This is a genomic window from Neisseria weixii (assembly GCF_002327085.1).
GTDB lineage: Bacteria > Pseudomonadota > Gammaproteobacteria > Burkholderiales > Neisseriaceae > Neisseria > Neisseria weixii.
Genome location: NZ_CP023429.1, coordinates 833803 through 850624 on the forward strand (window position 1 = coordinate 833803; position 16822 = coordinate 850624).

14 protein-coding genes and 2 pseudogenes are annotated in these 16822 nt (G+C 47.1%); 8 read left to right on the forward strand and 8 right to left on the reverse strand.

All coding sequences use genetic code 11. The annotated features are described in order from the left end of the window. Nucleotides 1-77 precede the first annotated feature (77 nt). Nucleotides 78-2557: pseudogene (locus CGZ65_RS04195) on the forward strand (glycogen/starch/alpha-glucan phosphorylase). Nucleotides 2558-2622: 65 nt separating this feature from the next. Here the strand turns inward: CGZ65_RS04195 and clpP are convergent. From clpP to CGZ65_RS04230, 8 genes are all read right to left on the reverse strand, one after another. Continuing rightward, nucleotides 2623-3252 (reverse strand): ATP-dependent Clp endopeptidase proteolytic subunit ClpP, encoded by a 630-nt coding sequence (gene clpP, locus CGZ65_RS04200; RefSeq protein ID WP_096294931.1) that lies wholly within the window; start codon nucleotides 3250-3252, stop codon nucleotides 2623-2625. 183 nt (nucleotides 3253-3435) lie between these two features. Next, on the reverse strand, nucleotides 3436-4746 hold the full coding sequence (gene tig, locus CGZ65_RS04205) for a trigger factor (RefSeq protein ID WP_096294932.1): 1311 nt from the start codon (nucleotides 4744-4746) through the stop codon (nucleotides 3436-3438). A gap of 661 nt (nucleotides 4747-5407) precedes the next feature. Further along, nucleotides 5408-7732: a DNA translocase FtsK gene (locus CGZ65_RS04210; protein ID WP_378595455.1), complete on the reverse strand. Its 2325-nt coding sequence runs from the start codon at nucleotides 7730-7732 to the stop codon at nucleotides 5408-5410. A gap of 262 nt (nucleotides 7733-7994) precedes the next feature. Continuing rightward, nucleotides 7995-8165, reverse strand: a complete 171-nt coding sequence (locus tag CGZ65_RS14880; protein ID WP_332457933.1) for a hypothetical protein — start codon at nucleotides 8163-8165, stop codon at nucleotides 7995-7997. Continuing rightward, the gene (locus CGZ65_RS04215) at nucleotides 8123-9355 is read right to left on the reverse strand and encodes a sodium-dependent transporter (RefSeq protein ID WP_332457934.1); all 1233 of its coding nucleotides are present in this window, start codon (nucleotides 9353-9355) and stop codon (nucleotides 8123-8125) included. Before CGZ65_RS04215 ends, CGZ65_RS14880 begins: the two co-directional genes overlap by 43 nt. Before the next feature lie 277 nt (nucleotides 9356-9632). After that, nucleotides 9633-9830, reverse strand: coding sequence for a CsbD family protein (locus CGZ65_RS04220; protein WP_096294934.1), 198 nt, complete (start codon nucleotides 9828-9830; stop codon nucleotides 9633-9635). 539 nt (nucleotides 9831-10369) lie between these two features. Beyond that, entirely contained in the window at nucleotides 10370-11059 is a 690-nt protein-coding gene (locus CGZ65_RS04225; RefSeq protein WP_096294935.1) for a 16S rRNA pseudouridine(516) synthase, read from the reverse strand. 138 nt (nucleotides 11060-11197) lie between these two features. Continuing rightward, nucleotides 11198-11674 (reverse strand): hypothetical protein, encoded by a 477-nt coding sequence (locus tag CGZ65_RS04230; protein WP_096294936.1) that lies wholly within the window; start codon nucleotides 11672-11674, stop codon nucleotides 11198-11200. A gap of 360 nt (nucleotides 11675-12034) precedes the next feature. Between CGZ65_RS04230 and dnaQ the strand changes: the two genes are divergently transcribed. From dnaQ to CGZ65_RS13840, 7 genes and pseudogenes are all read left to right on the forward strand, one after another. Continuing rightward, nucleotides 12035-12760 (forward strand): DNA polymerase III subunit epsilon, encoded by a 726-nt coding sequence (gene dnaQ, locus CGZ65_RS04235; RefSeq protein ID WP_096294937.1) that lies wholly within the window; start codon nucleotides 12035-12037, stop codon nucleotides 12758-12760. Then, nucleotides 12757-13443 (forward strand): 2-C-methyl-D-erythritol 4-phosphate cytidylyltransferase, encoded by a 687-nt coding sequence (ispD, locus tag CGZ65_RS04240; protein ID WP_096294938.1) that lies wholly within the window; start codon nucleotides 12757-12759, stop codon nucleotides 13441-13443. The genes dnaQ and ispD overlap by 4 nt, the downstream gene beginning before the upstream one ends. Before the next feature lie 63 nt (nucleotides 13444-13506). Further along, nucleotides 13507-13887, forward strand: coding sequence for a hypothetical protein (locus CGZ65_RS04245; RefSeq protein WP_096294939.1), 381 nt, complete (start codon nucleotides 13507-13509; stop codon nucleotides 13885-13887). Between the two features lie 84 nt (nucleotides 13888-13971). Next, nucleotides 13972-14460, forward strand: coding sequence for a 2-C-methyl-D-erythritol 2,4-cyclodiphosphate synthase (ispF, locus tag CGZ65_RS04250; RefSeq protein WP_096294940.1), 489 nt, complete (start codon nucleotides 13972-13974; stop codon nucleotides 14458-14460). A gap of 77 nt (nucleotides 14461-14537) precedes the next feature. Continuing rightward, complete coding sequence (gene rpiA, locus CGZ65_RS04255) at nucleotides 14538-15209, forward strand: ribose-5-phosphate isomerase RpiA (protein ID WP_096294941.1); 672 nt, start codon at nucleotides 14538-14540, stop codon at nucleotides 15207-15209. Nucleotides 15210-15283: 74 nt separating this feature from the next. After that, a complete protein-coding gene (locus CGZ65_RS04260; protein ID WP_096294942.1) occupies nucleotides 15284-15952 on the forward strand; it encodes a thermonuclease family protein in 669 nt (222 codons plus the stop codon). Nucleotides 15953-16091: 139 nt separating this feature from the next. Then, nucleotides 16092-16811, forward strand: a pseudogene (locus CGZ65_RS13840) (uroporphyrinogen-III synthase); the annotation flags it as partial. Between the last annotated feature and the right edge of the window lie 11 nt (nucleotides 16812-16822).

Here is a 16822-nt window from a genome sequence, read left to right on the forward strand (position 1 = left end):
TTTTGTCGTCTGAAACGTTTTAGACGGCCTGATTTCATTTACCGTGTTTTGAAACACACGAAAAAAGAAAGGCTGCCATGGCTCCGAAACTTCCTATCTCAGGCTACGATTATGTTATGCCGAAACCGGATGCAGAAACCATCCGAAAATCCATTGTTTACAAACTGATTTTTATTTTGGGTGTCGATCCGAAAGATGCCGACGAGCATCAATGGCTGAATGCCGCCATGTTGGCTGCGCGTGACTTGATTGCCGAGGATTTCCTCAAAACCCGTCGCGCCCATATCGAAAACAGCAAGCGCATGGTTTACTACCTTTCTATGGAATTCTTGTTAGGCCGATCATTTGTCAATGCCTTGATTAACGAAGGTGTGTACGCAGAATTCGAAGAAGCATTCAAACAATTGGACAAAGAATTTTCCGACGTGTGCGAGCAAGAACAAGATCCGGGCTTGGGTAACGGCGGTTTGGGCCGATTGGCTGCGTGTTTCTTGGATTCGTTGGCTACCTTGCGCATTCCGGCCATGGGTTACGGCATCCGCTATCAATACGGTATGTTCAAGCAGGAAATCGTTGACGGCCAACAGGTTGAGAAACCGGATTTGTGGCTGGATCAGGATTTGGCATGGCAGTTTGCCCGTCCGAACAAACAATATGCGGTCAGCTTTGGCGGCCAAGTGTTGAATATGGGGACAAAAAGGAATGGCATCCGAGCGAAGAAATTTCGGCTTGGGCTTATGACGAAATTATTCCGGGTTATGGTGGCGACGTGGCCAATCCATTGCGTTTGTGGGCTGCACATGCCGGTAATCTGTTTGATTTGGCCGACTTTAACCGCGGCGACTATGCATCTGCCGTGCGCGCGCAAAACAGTGATGAAAACATTTCCCGCGTTTTGTATCCGAACGATTCGACCGAAAGCGGCCGCGAATTGCGTTTGAAACAAGAATATTTCTTGGTTTCCGCTTCCGTGCAAGACATCATTGCACGCCATAAATGCCGTTTAGCAAATATCCGTAACTTGGCCGACGAAGTAGCAATTCACTTGAACGATACCCATCCGGTGTTGGCGATTCCTGAATTGATGCGCATTTTGATTGATGAAGAAGGCTTGTCTTGGACTGAAGCATGGAATATTTCCTGCAAAGTGTTCTCTTACACCAACCACACCTTGATGAGCGAAGCTTTGGAAACTTGGTCGGTAGATTTGATGGGTCGTCTGCTGCCGCGCCACTTGGACATCATCTTTGAAATCAATGCCTACTTCCTGAATGCCTTGCGCGCGATTGGTAATTTTGATGATGAATTTGTACGTCGCGTGTCGATTATTGACGAAACCCACGGCCGCCGCGTGCGCATGGGCTGGTTGGCAGTGATTGGTTCGCACAAAGTCAACGGCGTGGCCAAAATCCACTCTGATTTGATGGTCAACACCATTTTTGCCGACTTCGCCAAAATCTTCCCGGAACGCTTCACCAATGTTACCAACGGTGTGACTCCGCGCCGCTGGATTAATATTGCCAATCCGGCATTGACTGCATTCTTGGACAAACATTTGGGCGAACAAGATTGGCGTTTGCATTTGGATAATTTGGTGAAATTGAACGACAAAGCCGATGATGCACAAGTTCAAGCCGAATTTGCCGAAGTAAAAAAAGCTGCAAAAGTACGCTTGGCCGACTACATCGAAAAAGAGCTGGACATCAAAGTCAATCCTGAAGCTTTGTTCGACATTCAAATCAAACGAATCCACGAGTACAAACGCCAAGCGTTGAATGTGATGCACATTGTCGACCGCTACAACAAAATCTTGGAAAATCCGGATGCCGATTGGCAGCCGCGTGTGTTTATCTTTGCCGGTAAAGCCGCCTCGGCTTATTACATGGCGAAGAAAATCATCCGCTTGATTAACGATGTGGCCAAATTCATCAACAACGACAGCCGCATCCGCGATTTGATTAAAGTGGTGTACATCCCGAACTACAGCGTGAGCTTGGCACAAATCATCATTCCTGCTGCCGACTTACACGAACAGATTTCATTGGCTGGAACTGAAGCCTCAGGAACCAGTAACATGAAATTTGCTCTGAACGGTGCGATTTGTATGGGTACTTTGGACGGCGCGAACGTAGAAATTCTGGATAAAGTCGGTGCAGAACACTGCTACATATTCGGTAATACGGTTGAACAAGTGGAAGAAATTCGCCGCAATGGTTACGATCCATTGAGTTACATCGAACAAGACCATGACTTGCGCCGTGTGGTGAATCAAATCAGCCATGGCACGTTCTCACCGGAAGAGCCGACCCGCTATAACGATGTTTTACAGCCTTATGGCGACCATTACCAATTGATGGCTGATTTCCGCAGCTACATTGATACGCAAGCCAAAGCAGATATGCATTTCAAAGACAAAGCCGCTTGGAACCGTTCTGCTTTGATTAACATTGCCAACATGGGCTTCTTCTCATCAGACCGTTCGATTGCCGATTATTGTCGCGATATTTGGTATATCAAACCGTTGACTGAAAAAGAGTTGCCACGTCGTCCTGAATAAGATGCGATGCAATAGGCCGTCTGAAAGCAAAACTTTCAGACGGCCTATTTTAATGTATAACGACTTTAATTGATTTCTGCCAACAATGCTTTGCGGCTTTCCAATACCTGATCGATTAAGCCGTATTCTTTGGCTTCATCGGCAGACATGTAATTGTCGCGGTCGGTATCGCGTTGCAAATCAGCCAAATCGCGATCGCAATGTTTGGCCAGCAGCCGGTTGAGTTTTTCTTTAATCTTAATCAGCTCTTTAGCATGAATTTCAATGTCAGATGCTTGGCCGGATAAGCCACCGTGAATCAACGGTTGGTGAATCATTATGCGGCTGTTCGGCAAGGCAAAGCGCTTGCCTTTTTCACCGGCGGAAAGCAAAAATGCACCCATGCTGGCAGCTTGGCCCAAGCACAGGGTTGATACGTTAGGCTTAATGAAATTCATGGTGTCATAAATCGACATACCCGCGGTTACCGAGCCTCCCGGAGAATTGATATAGAAATAAATATCCTTATCTGGATTTTCGCTTTCTAAAAACAGCAATTGCGCCACCACCAAATTGGCCGATTCGTCGGTTACGGGGCCGACCAAAAACACAATACGTTCTTTCAGCAGGCGGGAATAAATATCGAAAGCACGTTCGCCACGGCCGCTTTGTTCGATAACGGTGGGAACGAGATAGTTTTGAATGTCTGGAGTCATGCGGGCTTTTCCTGTAAGGTAAGTGATATGGAAATCAGTAAAATATCTTTTCTGCAAATGGTGCCAAATGGCCGACATTTCAATTTAATAAACTTGAATATTAATGTACTGGATAAATAAAAGCACCAAAGCGCGCTTTGCGCCGCTTCAGTGCTTTGATGATGTTATGTTTCAAACGGCAGATTAGGCTTGTGCGTCCATTACTTCGTCAAATGACAAGGTTTTTTCAGTAACTTTGGCTTTGCCCAATACGAAGTCAACCACGTTGCTTTCAACAGCCAAAGAAGTCGGGCCTTGCAAACGGCTTTCGTCGCCGTAGTACCAATCGATTACTTCTTGCGGATCTTCGTAGCTTTCGGCGAAGTTCGCCACAACAGCTTTGATTTGCTCTTCAGTTGGTTCCAGTTTGTTTTCTTCAACCACTTTAGCCAAGATTAAGCCCAAAGATACGCGGCGCTCGGCTTGCTCTTTGAACATGTCGATTGGCAAGTCCAAGTTAGCAGCATCAGCCATGCCTTGGTTTACGAAGTTTTGTTTCATTTCGTTGGCCAAGCGGGTGGCTTCCTCATTAACCAAAGCGTTAGGTACTTGTAATTCAGCGGCTTTCAACAAAGCTTCCATCACTGAATCTTTAGTTTGGTCTTGAACGCGGCGTTCTACTTCGCGGCTAACGTTTTTCTTTACTTCTTCACGCATTTTGGCAACATCGCCGTCTTCAATGCCCAAAGCTTTAGCGAACTCAGCGTCGACTTCCGGCAAAGTCGGCTCAGAAACGTTGTTCAAAGTAATGGTGAACACGGCAGTTTTACCGGCCACTTCTTGACCGTGGTATTCTTCAGGGAAGTTGACTTCAACGTCTTTGCTTTCGCCGGCTTTCATGCCCACAATGCCTGCTTCGAATTCAGGCAGCATTTGACCCGCGCCCAATACGAATGCGTAGTTTTTAGAAGAACCGCCTTCAAACAATTCACCGTCGATTTTGCCTTCAAAATCGATGATGACACGGTCGTCATTTTTTGCTTCCCGCTCAATGTGGTTGTAGCAGGTGCGTTGTTTACGCAGGATTTCAACAGTTTTTTCAACTTCCTCGTCACCAACGGCAGCGGTTACTTTTTCAACTTCTTGTGCCGATAAATCGCCAATCACGACTTCAGGGAATACTTCGAAAACGGCGGCGATTTTGAAAGCTGCTTTATCATCTTGTTCTTCAACACCCTCGAAACGCGGGAAGCCGGCCACTTTCAGGTTTTCACTTACGGCGATGTCGTAGAACGCACGTTGAACCAATTCGTTCATTACATCGTTTTGCGTGCTTGCGCCATACATTTGCGCAACCATTTTCAATGGGGCTTTGCCCGGACGGAAGCCGTCAATTTTTACGCGGCGTTGGGTTTGTTTCAAACGTTTGTCGGTTTCTGCGTTGATTTCAGCCCAAGGCAGAGACACAATTACTTTGCGTTCCAAGTTTTCTAAAGTTTCTACAGTTACGCTCATCGTAAGCCCTTAAATATCTTGTTGATTGATGGATGGAAACCTGTTTGCGTGATTTGCCTTCGAATTCGGCAAAGCGACAATCGGCAGCCTCAGGCGGCCATTGGGTGCAAAAGGGATAAAATTCAGCCAACTAGTATATCACAATGTTTGAATAATAGGCGATAAGGCCGTCTGAAAATTAGCCGGTTCAGGCGGCCTGTGGTGTTGTTTGGAATATCAGCGTTGCTACTACTTAGTATAGATGGTTCCGGTAATAGCGTTTCCTAACATATAGGCGACAGTGGGCAAGTACAGAATAATCATTATGTAATTGGCAGTGACGGCAGGCAGGTGATGGCTAAGCATGAAAACACAGGTAGAGACCTTTGCAAAATCTCATGAACCACTAATAAAATTCAAAGCAGCCGTCATTCCCACGCAGGCAGGAATATATTTTTGAACATGGCAAACTATTGAATAAAATAAGTTTCTGAAATTTTAAGATGGATTCCCGCCTGCGCGGGAATGACGTCGGTTCTTTGTGTAGTGGCTTTTCAGGGAGTTTTGCAAAGGTCTCAGGTAGATTAAAAGAGGTATCATTGTTTTGACCAAAAAACGAGATAGAAGACAGCAAAGGCCGTATGAAAATTCATTTTCATACGGCCTTTGACAATACTTTGAATCAAAGCTGGTCTTTTTGCGCCAAAATGCGACGGCTGCCGCTGATGTCGGCAGGCGTTACCACGCCTGCGTTTTCCAAGGCTTCCATTAAATTGGCTGCGCGGTTGTAACCGACGCGTAATTGGCGTTGCAAAGCAGAAATTGAAGTTTTCTTGCTGTCTAACACAAAAGCAACGGCTTGGTCGAACAATTCGTCGCTGTCGGCATTGGGGTTGACGATATTGGTCGTTTCCAAAGCTGCTTCGCCACTGAGCAAGCCTTCAATGTAGTGGGTTGGGGCTTGTTCTTTAACATGAGCCACGACTTTATGCACTTCGTCATCGGAGACAAACGCACCTTGCACGCGTGTCGGTTCGGCACTGCCCGGTTGCAGGAATAATGAGTCGCCGTATTTCAGCAATTCGTCCGCACCCATCTGATCGAGAATGGTGCGGCTGTCGATTTTGCTTTGCACGGTAAAGGCCATGCGTGTCGGGATATTGGCTTTAATCAAGCCGGTTACCACATCGACGCTTGGGCGTTGGGTGGCAACAATCATGTGAATGCCCGCGGCACGCGCTTTTTGCGCCAAACGGGCGATTTGCTGTTCGACGGCTTTGCGTTCGGTCATCATCAAATCGGCCAATTCGTCAATCACCAACACAATCAGCGGCAGTGTTTCCAGTGGCTCGGGGTCATCAGGATTGAGACTGAACGGATTCAGCAACGGCTTGCCTGCTGCTTTGGCCTCTTTTACTTTTTTATTAAAGCCGTCTAAATTGCGCACGCCGGCATGTGAAAGCAGGCGATAGCGTTTTTCCATTTCGGCCACACACCAATTCAGTGCCTGACCAGCTTCGCGCATATCGGTGACAACTGGGCAGAGCAGGTGCGGAATGCCGTCATAAATACTTAATTCCAGCATTTTCGGGTCGATCATGATGAAGCGGACTTCATCCGGCGTGGCTTTATAAAGTATGGACATAATCATGCCGTTGACGCCGACCGACTTGCCCGAACCGGTCATGCCTGCTACCAATAAATGTGGCATTTTGGCGAGGTCGCCGACTACAGGATTGCCGGAAATGTCTTTACCCAAAGCAACAGTCAGCTTCGATTGGGCTTCGTTAAACACTTCCGAAGATAAAATCTCGCTCAACATCACGTCTTGGCGGTGTTCATTCGGCAACTCAATGCCCATGGTGTTTTTACCGGCAATAGTTTCCACCACGCGCACAGCCTGCATCGACATCGAGCGCGCCAAATCTTTGGCTAAGGCCACAATCTGGCTGCCTTTCACGCCTTGTGCCGGTTCAATTTCGAAACGGGTAATCACAGGGCCTGCGGTAGCCGACACCACTTGCACGCCAATGCCGAATTCAGCCAGCTTGGATTCGATACGCTCGGCAGTTTGCTGCAGCATATCGGGGTTGACTGCTGCCGGTTCACCTTTCGGCATACGCAGCAAATTCATGCCGGGTTTGTGGTATTCGCCCACAGTTTGTGACTCTTCATGCTCGTCAAACAAAGAAGTTTGGATCTTGGGCGGCGGCACTACTGATACAGTCACGGCTTTGCGGTTGCTGCTGCTGCCTTCGATTTTCTGCATAGGCTCGGCAATGATGGTTTTGGCTTCTTTCAGCAGGCGGCGAGCCGGTTTGGTGTCTCGTAAATCGGTGGTATCGTCGGCTTTTTGCTGTTTTTTATCGGCAATTTTCTGTTTCAGATTTTGTAGGTTTTTCTCAGCGTTGCGGCCGGTTTTGGCCAATACTTCCAACCACGAAACTTGTGCCAGCAACGAAATCGCCAGCAGCAACACAACAAACATAATCAATAAGCTGCCGGATTTGCCCAACAACCAACTCAATCCCGAACCGGCAAATGCACCGATTAAACCGCCGGCGCCCACGGGCAGTGAGTCGTTCAATACGGCATCGAATGCGAAGTGTTCCAAAATCGGGCTGCATACCAGCAGCAAAAACAGGGCCAAAGCTGCTACGCCGTGATTGTAGGGTTTATGGTTTTCTTGTTTTTGCAGCGGACGGAAGTTTTTATAAAGGAACATGCCTGAGGCAATAATCCACCACCAAAACGACAGGCCGAACAGGTAATAGCCGATGTCCGACACATAGGCGCCGAACAAGCCGCCGAAGTTTTGCACTTTGCCGCTGTTGGCCACGCTGCGCGACCATGCGGGATCACTCATGTCGAAGCTCAGTAAAGAAATCGCCAGATAAATGGTCACTACCAAGCCCAAAAGCCACATGGTGTCATTGATGAGATTGACCACATGTTCGGGACGGGCTTTTTTTTCTTCGTCTTTTTGTAAGGCTTTGGCTGCTTTCAGGCTTTCCGACAACTTATTAGGCTGGGTAGCAGGCTGCGGTTTGGCCGAGCGGCGCACGGCGGGCTTGGCGGCTTCAGTTTTGGCTTTGACTTTGGGTTTCGGGGTTGTTTTGGTAGATTTGGTAGCCATAGAATTCTGTTGCAGAGACCGTCTGGAACGGTAGCTAAAAGTAATGTGCGTAATGTCGAATTATACAATAAACCGCTGCCGTGATATACACAAAGGCCGTCTGAAATATTTCAGACGGCCTTCAGTCGTTGTTTTAAATCAGGTTGCTGATAAAAATCAGTAGAATTACCAGTGGCACTAAATATTTGACATAGTTGAACCAAATATTGACTGCGGTATCGTTGCCTTGATGGCGCAATTCTTCTTCCGCTTCCTCCTTCATCACAAAGCCGACAAACAGCGCCGAGCCCAAAGCCGTGAGCATAAACAGAATATTGCCGCTGATAAAGTCGAAAGCATCAAAAATATTGCGACCGAAAATCGAGATGTCCCGCCAAGATCCATAAGCCAAAATTGACGGAATATTGCCCAATAAATACCGCCTAAGACAATAGTAATTGCCGCGGCACGTCGGATTTTGGTTTTTTCCTGCAGAGCAGTAATCAACACTTCGTAAATGGTTAAAGAAGTGGTAAGCGCGGCAATCAGCAGCAGAGAGAAGAAAATCACTGCAAAAACAGGGTCTGCCCACATATTGGAAAACACAATAGGCAGGCTTTGGAATACCAGGATCGGGCCGGAATCGGGTGCCACACCGAAGCTGAAGAGCGAAGGGAAAATCATAAAGCCCGCCAATACCGCAATTAAAGTATTGGTGACGGCAGTAATCACGGCCGTCTGAACCAGATTTTCGTTTTTATCCAAATAGCTTGATAAGGTAATCATCACGCCGAAGCCCAAGCTCAAGGCGAAGAATACTTGCCCCAGAACATAGACAAACAATTGTGCGGTGATTTTGCTGAAATCAGGTTTCAGATAAAAAGTGATGCCTTTCATCGCGCCGGGTAGGGTAACGTTGCGCACCACCATGGTAATCAGGAACAAAAACAGCAGCGGCATTAAGTATTTAGCCGCTTTTTCAATACCGCCAATCACGCCTTTAACCAAAATGAAATAGTTAGCCAGCACAAACAGCAGGGTATAAAACGCGATGACCCAGGGGCTGTTTTCAATGTGTTCGGTAAAAAATGCTTTGGTTGCCTCGCCGTGAATCGGTTGCGAAACATCCAAGCCGCCGCCGATTAAATTGACGATATAGCTGATGACCCAGCCGCCAAGCAGCATATAATAAGCCATGATGCCGAATGCCCCGAGTAAGCTCATCCAACCGGCCAGCTTCCAGAATTTGGGTACGGGTTTGCCGTTGAGTTGGCCGCCAAAGGCATCGAGTGCATTGACCCCTTTGCGCCGACCGATGACATTTTCCACCAAAATCATCGGAATGCCGATTAAAATCATGGCAATGCAAAATAAAAACACATACGCGCCGCCGCCGTTTTCACCGACCAAATAGGGAAAACGCCAAGTAGCGCCGAAGCCGACCGTAGCACCGGCAACAGTCAGAATATAGGTTAATCGGTTTGACCAAGTTTGACGGGGTTGAGAAGAATTCATATTAATATATTTATGAAAAACAAAACTAAAGGGCGATATTATACGCCTGATAAGGTATACAATTTAGCTGAATATTAAAAAGGCTGATAGTGAATAGTGCTGAAAAATACAATTTTTATAGTGAAAGGCAGGAATAAGTGAGGCCGTCTGAAAATAAAATAGGTGAAAAAACTGGTTTGAATAGGAATCTGGTTGTTAAGAAAATGAGTAAATGACGAAAACGAAAAAACCTGCCATAGGCAGGTTTTTTTTAATGTTCATTTAAAAAGTTATCGGATTAGCGGTCATTAACCCAATCGTCCAATTCTTTTTCCACTTGTTCTTTGGTGTAGCCGTAACGCTCTTGAATGCGGCCTGCCAACTGATCGCGTTGGCCTTCTACGACTGCCCAATCATCATCGGTCAGCTGACCCCATTTCACTTTGGCCTTACCTTTTAATTGTTCCCACTTACCTTCTACTTGATCCCAGTTCATACTAGTTCCTTTCGTTACGTTTTAAGGGGTACACGTTTTGTGTCGCGTGTGAAACCATCGTAACTAAATCAACTTGGCTGTGCAAGTGGAAAAATCAACGTCTTTACAATTGAATATTTTATCTCCTTGTTTTCTAGAAAAATATCCAAAATGAATTAAATAGTATTTACTTAAACAATTAAATTTTAAAGAAAACAGACAAAATCATGATTGGGCGATGATTCAGGCGCGAGACTACAGCCTATTCTTTTTATAGAAAATATTAATCATAAATAGATTTTTGATTGATAATAAATTGAAGATAAAAAAACCATCTATACTAAGGGGAAAAGTATAGATGGCCAAACACATTACGGGGAAAACGTCTTACTCACTTACTTACTTCTCTCGAAGCAAGTGTTACTCAGACAGGCGAATTATATAATAGTTCATAGATATTTGTGTTAAATTTTGTTAATGTTGAAAATAGTTAAATAATCATTTGATTTTATTGCGTTTAAAAATTCAAAATGTGTAATAATTTTTTTGCAGGCCGCAATTCAATAATGGATTTGGATAAATTTCCACTCTCCGGCGGCTAAGTTTTGCGTGTCCCAGTCGCCGAATTTATCTCGATGCAGCTGTTCGACCCGGTTGCCGGCAGCGGCCACCATGCGTTTGACCTGGTGGTATTTGCCTTCGTTAATCGCCATGATAAGTGTATTGGCGTCTTCCAAATAAGCTTCGGCGGCGTGAACCGTTTCGTTATCGTCATGCAGTAGGACACCGTTTTTCAGGGTTTCACACAGGCTGTCACCGGCGGCGTGTTTGAGTGTGACGCGATAAACTTTCGCTACCTTATGTTTAGGCGATGTTACACGATGGTTGAACTGACCGTCGTTGGTAATCAGCAAAACGCCCGTGGTATCGGCATCCAAACGTCCAACTGCCTGCATATCGATATTGCGCATGTGGTCGGGAAACAGGCTGAACACGCTCGGGTATTGTTGAGGTTTATGCGAAGTTTCGTAATCGGCGGGTTTGTTGAGCAGAATATAGAAGTAGGGCATGGGTACAACCATCACATTATCACCGTCAATGCTGAGTGTTTTGACATCGACAGGCTCGATGATGCTTTTGGCGTTGTTCCAAATGTCGCCGTTGATGACGACGCAATCATTGTCGATCAGCCATTGACATTGTTTACGGCTGCCTAAGCCTTGCGATTGGAGATATTTGAGAAGTTGCATAAATAGTGTGCGGGATAAAGATTCAGACGGCCTATTGTACTGTAATTCAGACCATCTGAAAGAATGCGGACAACAAAAAAATCGCCCCTTTAAAATAATTAAGGGGCGCAAAAGGAACACAAACCACTACCAAAACTGTTACAAGGCAAATTCTCCTAATTTATGTGTTGCCGGATAAAGTGCTTTCATCAAATCATGCGGTGAGAGCGACAAATCTTTGCTGCCTGTGGTCAGGCGGCCTTGTTGCGGGGTAAGCTCCAATAGGCAGCTTGGGGCTGCGTGGCTGTGCTTACCTTTGTTGCGTTCCAAGCGGCGCTGTAGGGCGCTGCTGACACGCTGGTATAAATTGTCTTTCTGCTTTATTTCACGGGCGCGGGCAACCCAGCTTAAGCGCGCTTGTGAAGCTTTGTCTTCAATCAGAAGGATTCCGGTATCAGACGGGCTTTCAGACGGCATACACGGTAATCCGACATAATATCTGCCATCTAAAGTTACATATACGGCCTCGTGTATTTCACAATCGCCGCAGCCTTGTGTGGCCAGAAGTGAGCGGATGGTGTGTTGGTGCAGTCTCAGAATGTTGAGAGAGACTTGCTTAAAAATACTTTCCGGCATGTGCTTCTCCTTTCTTTCTGTGCGTTGCGTTGAGTGTCGTTGGATTGGATTATACGGACTTTTTTCTAATTTGCAAATGATAATTGTTATTATTAATGTAAAAATACATAAGATTGTGATTTTTATTGGAATTAATTTTAAAAAAATTTCAAAATGTGAGTAGTTTAGTCAGGAAATATCAAAATCAGCTTTCACGGCACTCTTATAGATGAGATGCCGTTTAATAATATAGATGCCGTCTGAAATAAATTTTCAGACGGCCTGAGTGTTTTGATGAATTAAAATCTGACTAAACTTTTGCAAACTATACTTTCATGCATTGATTTAGTATGATTCGGGCAACGATAAAAGGACAGACACATGAGCAAACGCCAGATTATATTTGATACAGAAACCACCGGTTTTCTCGACGACCCGACCAACCGTATGATTGAGTTTGCCGGTGTTGAGATGATTAACCGCCAATTGACCGGCAATTACCTGCATCTTTATATCCACCCCGAACGCGATATTCCCGAAGATGCGGTTAAGGTGCATGGTTTGACATTAGAAGTGTTGGAAGAAAAAAACGCACCGGTTTTTGCGGCTGTCGGAAATAAGATTGCCGATTTTATCCGCGATGCGGAAATCATTGCCCACAATGCGCCGTTTGACGAAGGCTTCTTAAACCGTGAATTTGCCCAAATGGGTTTGCCGAACGTGCGCGAACTGGGTTGCCAAGTTACCGACACGCTGGCGATGGCGCGCGAAATGTTCCCGGGACAGAAAAACAGTTTGGACGTATTGTGCAACCGGTTTTCCGTCGACCGCAGCAAGCGCGTGCTGCATGGTGCGCTGATTGACTGCGAGTTATTGGCTGATGTCTATTTGGCCATGACCCGCCAGCAATTTGATTTGATGGGCGGTGCCGGCGAAGAAAGCTGCGATGGACAAACGCCGGTTAATCCGGTGCAAACCACACGTAACGGCCGTCTGAAAGTGGTGCGTGCTGATGAAACCGAATTGGCGGAGCATGAACAATATTTAGATGGCTTGGGCGATGAATGCATTTGGCGCAAATCAGCGACGGCGGAGCAGCAGGCATGAAACGCAATATCGCTTTGATTCCGACGGCCGGTGTCGGCGCGCGTTTTGGCGCGGGCAAGCCGAAGCAGTATGTCGAAATCAACGGGAAAACCGTGTTGCAGCACACCGTCGGCATTTTCGAACGGCATCAGAAGATTGATTTTATCGCGGTCATCGTATCGCCCGAAGACAATATTTTTCAGACGGCCTCCGATAAAGTCGGCGTATTTAAGGTAGGCGGTGAGACGCGCGCCGAGACCGTGCGCAACGGTGTGAATATCCTGTTGCAGCAAGGCATCGCAGCGGAGACCGACAATATTCTGGTACACGACGCGGCGCGCTGCTGCCTGCCTTCTGAAGCCTTGAGCCGCTTGATTGAGGCGGCGGCCAATGCCGAGCAAGGCGGGATTTTGGCGGTGCCGGTGGCAGATACCTTAAAACGGGCCGGTGAAGGCAGCCGGGTGATAGAAACTGTTTCCCGCGCCGGATTATGGCAGGCGCAAACGCCGCAGCTTTTTCAGGCGGCCTTATTGCAGCGGGCATTGTCTGTTGCGGATTTGGAGCGTGTAACCGATGAGGCTTCCGCCGTCGAAATGTTGGGCGTGAAACCGTTGCTGGTATCGGGCGATACGCGCAATTTGAAACTGACTTTGCCACAGGATGAGTTTATCGTGCGGTTGTTGTTATGTGAAGAAGTGCAGTAATAATAAGAAAGTTTTAAAAAAAGATAATAAAACATATTAAGGTGTGAAAATTAAGGTGTGAAAATGTATACGCTTAAAAAAGACTTTGAATTTTTAAAAGAGGTATTGACTGAATTTTGTGAACGGCAGGAGTTTATTGATAGGTTAAATACTATTGAAAAAACAGAAATCACGGGTTGGGAAATTTGGTTGCAGGTGGAATTTGCCTTATTTTTGCAGGAGCATAAAAGAGTAGCTGAATGGAAAAGGGAAATTCGTCACTCTTTAGATATGCGAAAGTCTGATTATTGGAATAATGCTTCGATTGATTTTTATATTCGTCAGAAACAAGCGCGCAGTTTTATTCCTCTTGAAATTAAGCAGAATCGTAATGCGAGCAGCTGTATTAAGAGTATGTCAGACGATATTAAGAAATTTAGAAATATCAAGAACTCTACATGCTGACGTTATTTTAATTATTAGTTTGAAGCCGTCTGAAAACTTTAAGACGGCCTTTGAAAATCGAAACTATATAATAGGAAAGCAAACATGAATATCCGTATCGGACAAGGTTATGACGTTCACCAATTGGTCGAAGGGCGCGATTTGATTCTCGGCGGTGTGAAGATTCCGTTTGAAAAAGGCCTGCTCGGCCATTCCGATGCCGATGCGCTGCTGCACGCGATTACCGACGCAATATTGGGGGCGGCGGCTTTGGGCGACATCGGCAAGCTGTTTCCCGATACGGCGGCGGAAAACAAGGATGCCGACAGTCGCGTTTTGCTGCGCGAGGCTTATCGGGCGGTGCGGGCGGAAGGCTGGCGGGTGGTGAATGTGGACAGCACCATTATTGCCCAGCAGCCGAAACTGCGCCCCCACATCGACGACATGTGCGCCAACATCGCCGAAGATTTGGGCATTGATATTTCGTGCGTCAACGTGAAAGGCAAAACCAACGAAAAGCTCGGCTATCTCGGCCGCGTGGAAGGGATTGAAGCGCAGGCCGCGGTATTGCTGGCGCGTGCGGAGAGCGAATAATCCTGCGATGACGGCAGGCCGTCTGAAATGTTAGAATCAGACTATCCATTCCAGCCTTATATAAAGGAGAAGCAGTTATGGCGACACAAGACGAATTGAAGCGTGTTGCGGCGGAAAAAGCCGTTGAATTTGTGCCGGAAAACGAATACATCGGCATCGGCACCGGTTCGACCGTCAATTTCTTTATCGAAGCCTTGGGCAAAAGCGGTAAAAAAATCAAAGGCGCGGTATCGACTTCAAAGAAATCCAGCGAATTGTTGGCGCAATACGGCATTCCGGAATTGTCGCTCAACGATGTACACCATTTGGCGGTGTATATTGATGGTGCCGACGAAGTGAACCACATGTTGCAAATGATTAAAGGCGGCGGTGCGGCACATTTGGATGAAAAAATCGTCGCCAGCGCGGCCGATAAGTTTATCTGTATCGCCGATGAGAGCAAATACGTTTCGCGCTTGGGTAAATTCCCGCTGCCGGTGGAAGTGATTCCGAATGCCCGCTCACTGGTATCGCGCAAACTGTTGGCCATGGGCGGTCAGCCTGAACTGCGCCTCGGTGTGACCACCTTCCACGGCAACCAAATCGTTGACGTGCATGGTTTGAATATCGACCGTCCGGTAACGCGTGAAGACGAAATCAACCAAATCGTCGGCGTGGTGGAAAACGGTATTTTCGGGCGCAATGCCGCTGATGTGCTGATATTGGGTACGGCAGAAGGTACCAAAGTGATTTATCCGGGCCGGGATTAAATACTCATCTTACAGGCCGTCTGAAAAAGTACAAACATTTTTTCAGACGGCCTTTACAATAATGGAATAACAAAATGTTGAAATGGTTGGCCATTGCAGCCTTGGTAACCGGTGGTTTAGGGTACAGCAGCGATAAAATCGACTGGCTGAAAGTCGGCGGCGAAGTTGTCGGGCGTATCAAACAGGGGAGCGATTGTAAAAGCGTGCTGCCCGATTTATACGAATTGGCCGGCATTGAGCAGACAGACAAACAAAAACAAAGCCAAAAGAAAAATTATACCGGCCGCGTAACGAGCATTTCCGATGGCGATACCATTCACGTCACCGATGGCAACGGCCGTAAACACAAAATCCGCATGGCGCATATTGATGCGCCGGAAATAAACCAAGCCTACGGCACTCGTTCGCGCGACCAGTTAAAGGCCGTGGCCGGTAATGCCAAAGTAAAAATCAAAGTATTCGAGATTGACCGCTACGGACGTGAAGTGGCGCAAGTGTTTAAAGGCAATACCGATTTGAACCTGATGATGGTGCATGAAGGCGCGGCATGGCACTACGAATACTATGCTAAAAAGCAGCAAAACAAACTGGCGTTTACCGAATACGCCGCCGCACAAAAACAAGCCAAAGGCGACCGCAAAGGCTTGTGGCGGGCAAAAAATCCGCAAGCGCCGTGGGATTTTCGCAAACAGCAAAACACTGAGCAAAACCAAAGCACGGGCCCCAAATGGTTTGGCTGGTAGTTTTCAGACGGCCTTTTTGCTTACCGCCAAACAGGCCGTCTGAATGCCGAGACTTGCGAAATCGGCAATAAATCGGTATGTTGGATTTGATTCTTTTCTCACGATTCATCAAGATTCTAACAAAAGAGGCCGTCTGAATATGTCCACTTTATTAATTGTGCGCCCCGAGGCGCGGGCGCAACAAGACATTGCTGTGTGCCGTCAATTGGGGCAGGATGCCATTGCATTCAGCCCCATCGAAATCGAACCCGATGAAACCGCTCTGGCCGGATTGGCAGAAGTGTTCCAACAATGCGATGCCGTGTTTTGGGTCAGCCCGACTGCCATCGAAACCGCTGCGCCGTATGTTGATTTTTCAGACGGCATGAAAGTCCAAATTACCGTCGGTGAAGCCAGCCGCCGAACCTTGAGCCGTTTTACCCCGCACGAAATTTTCAGCCCGGCCGACGGCAACGACAGCGAAGCCGTATTGCGGCTGCCGATTTGGCAAAACCTGCCGCAAAATGCCAAAATTTTGGTGGTGCGCGGTCATGGCGGGCGCGATGCCCTCATCGAAAATTTGCGCAAACATGGCTTTGGCGTGGCAGTGGCCGAAGTGTATTTCAGACGGCCTAAGGAATTGAATTGGCAAGATTTCTCTGAAAAAAATGTGCAAGCGGCATACATTACCTCCGCCGAAAGCGTGAAAACCTTGTTCGCACAAGTACCGCCGCCATTGGCGCAACGCTTGAAAACCTTGCTATACTTGACCCATCACGAGCGCGTAGCCGAGGCTTTACGGCAGGCCGGCGCCCAAAACATCCAATTGGTCGCCGCACTCGATGCTGCGGCTTTATCCCATGTCTCAAACGGAGCCGATATGAGCCAAAC

Bases quoted from the DNA above. Each gene is read 5' to 3' on its own strand.
- rpiA (WP_096294941.1), top strand. From the start codon at position 14,538: ATGGCGACACAAGACGAATTGAAGCGTGTTGCGGCGGAAAAAGCCGTT.
- CGZ65_RS04220 (WP_096294934.1), bottom strand. From the start codon at position 9,830: ATGAACTGGGATCAAGTAGAAGGTAAGTGGGAACAATTAAAAGGTAAG.
- tig (WP_096294932.1), bottom strand. From the start codon at position 4,746: ATGAGCGTAACTGTAGAAACTTTAGAAAACTTGGAACGCAAAGTAATT.
- CGZ65_RS04225 (WP_096294935.1), bottom strand. From the start codon at position 11,059: ATGCAACTTCTCAAATATCTCCAATCGCAAGGCTTAGGCAGCCGTAAA.
- CGZ65_RS14880 (WP_332457933.1), bottom strand. From the start codon at position 8,165: ATGCTCACGGCTTTGGGCTCGGCGCTGTTTGTCGGCTTTGTGATGAAG.
- CGZ65_RS04230 (WP_096294936.1), bottom strand. From the start codon at position 11,674: ATGCCGGAAAGTATTTTTAAGCAAGTCTCTCTCAACATTCTGAGACTG.
- CGZ65_RS04215 (WP_332457934.1), bottom strand. From the start codon at position 9,355: ATGAATTCTTCTCAACCCCGTCAAACTTGGTCAAACCGATTAACCTAT.
- clpP (WP_096294931.1), bottom strand. From the start codon at position 3,252: ATGACTCCAGACATTCAAAACTATCTCGTTCCCACCGTTATCGAACAA.
- CGZ65_RS04260 (WP_096294942.1), top strand. From the start codon at position 15,284: ATGTTGAAATGGTTGGCCATTGCAGCCTTGGTAACCGGTGGTTTAGGG.
- ispD (WP_096294938.1), top strand. From the start codon at position 12,757: ATGAAACGCAATATCGCTTTGATTCCGACGGCCGGTGTCGGCGCGCGT.
- CGZ65_RS04245 (WP_096294939.1), top strand. From the start codon at position 13,507: ATGTATACGCTTAAAAAAGACTTTGAATTTTTAAAAGAGGTATTGACT.
- dnaQ (WP_096294937.1), top strand. From the start codon at position 12,035: ATGAGCAAACGCCAGATTATATTTGATACAGAAACCACCGGTTTTCTC.
- ispF (WP_096294940.1), top strand. From the start codon at position 13,972: ATGAATATCCGTATCGGACAAGGTTATGACGTTCACCAATTGGTCGAA.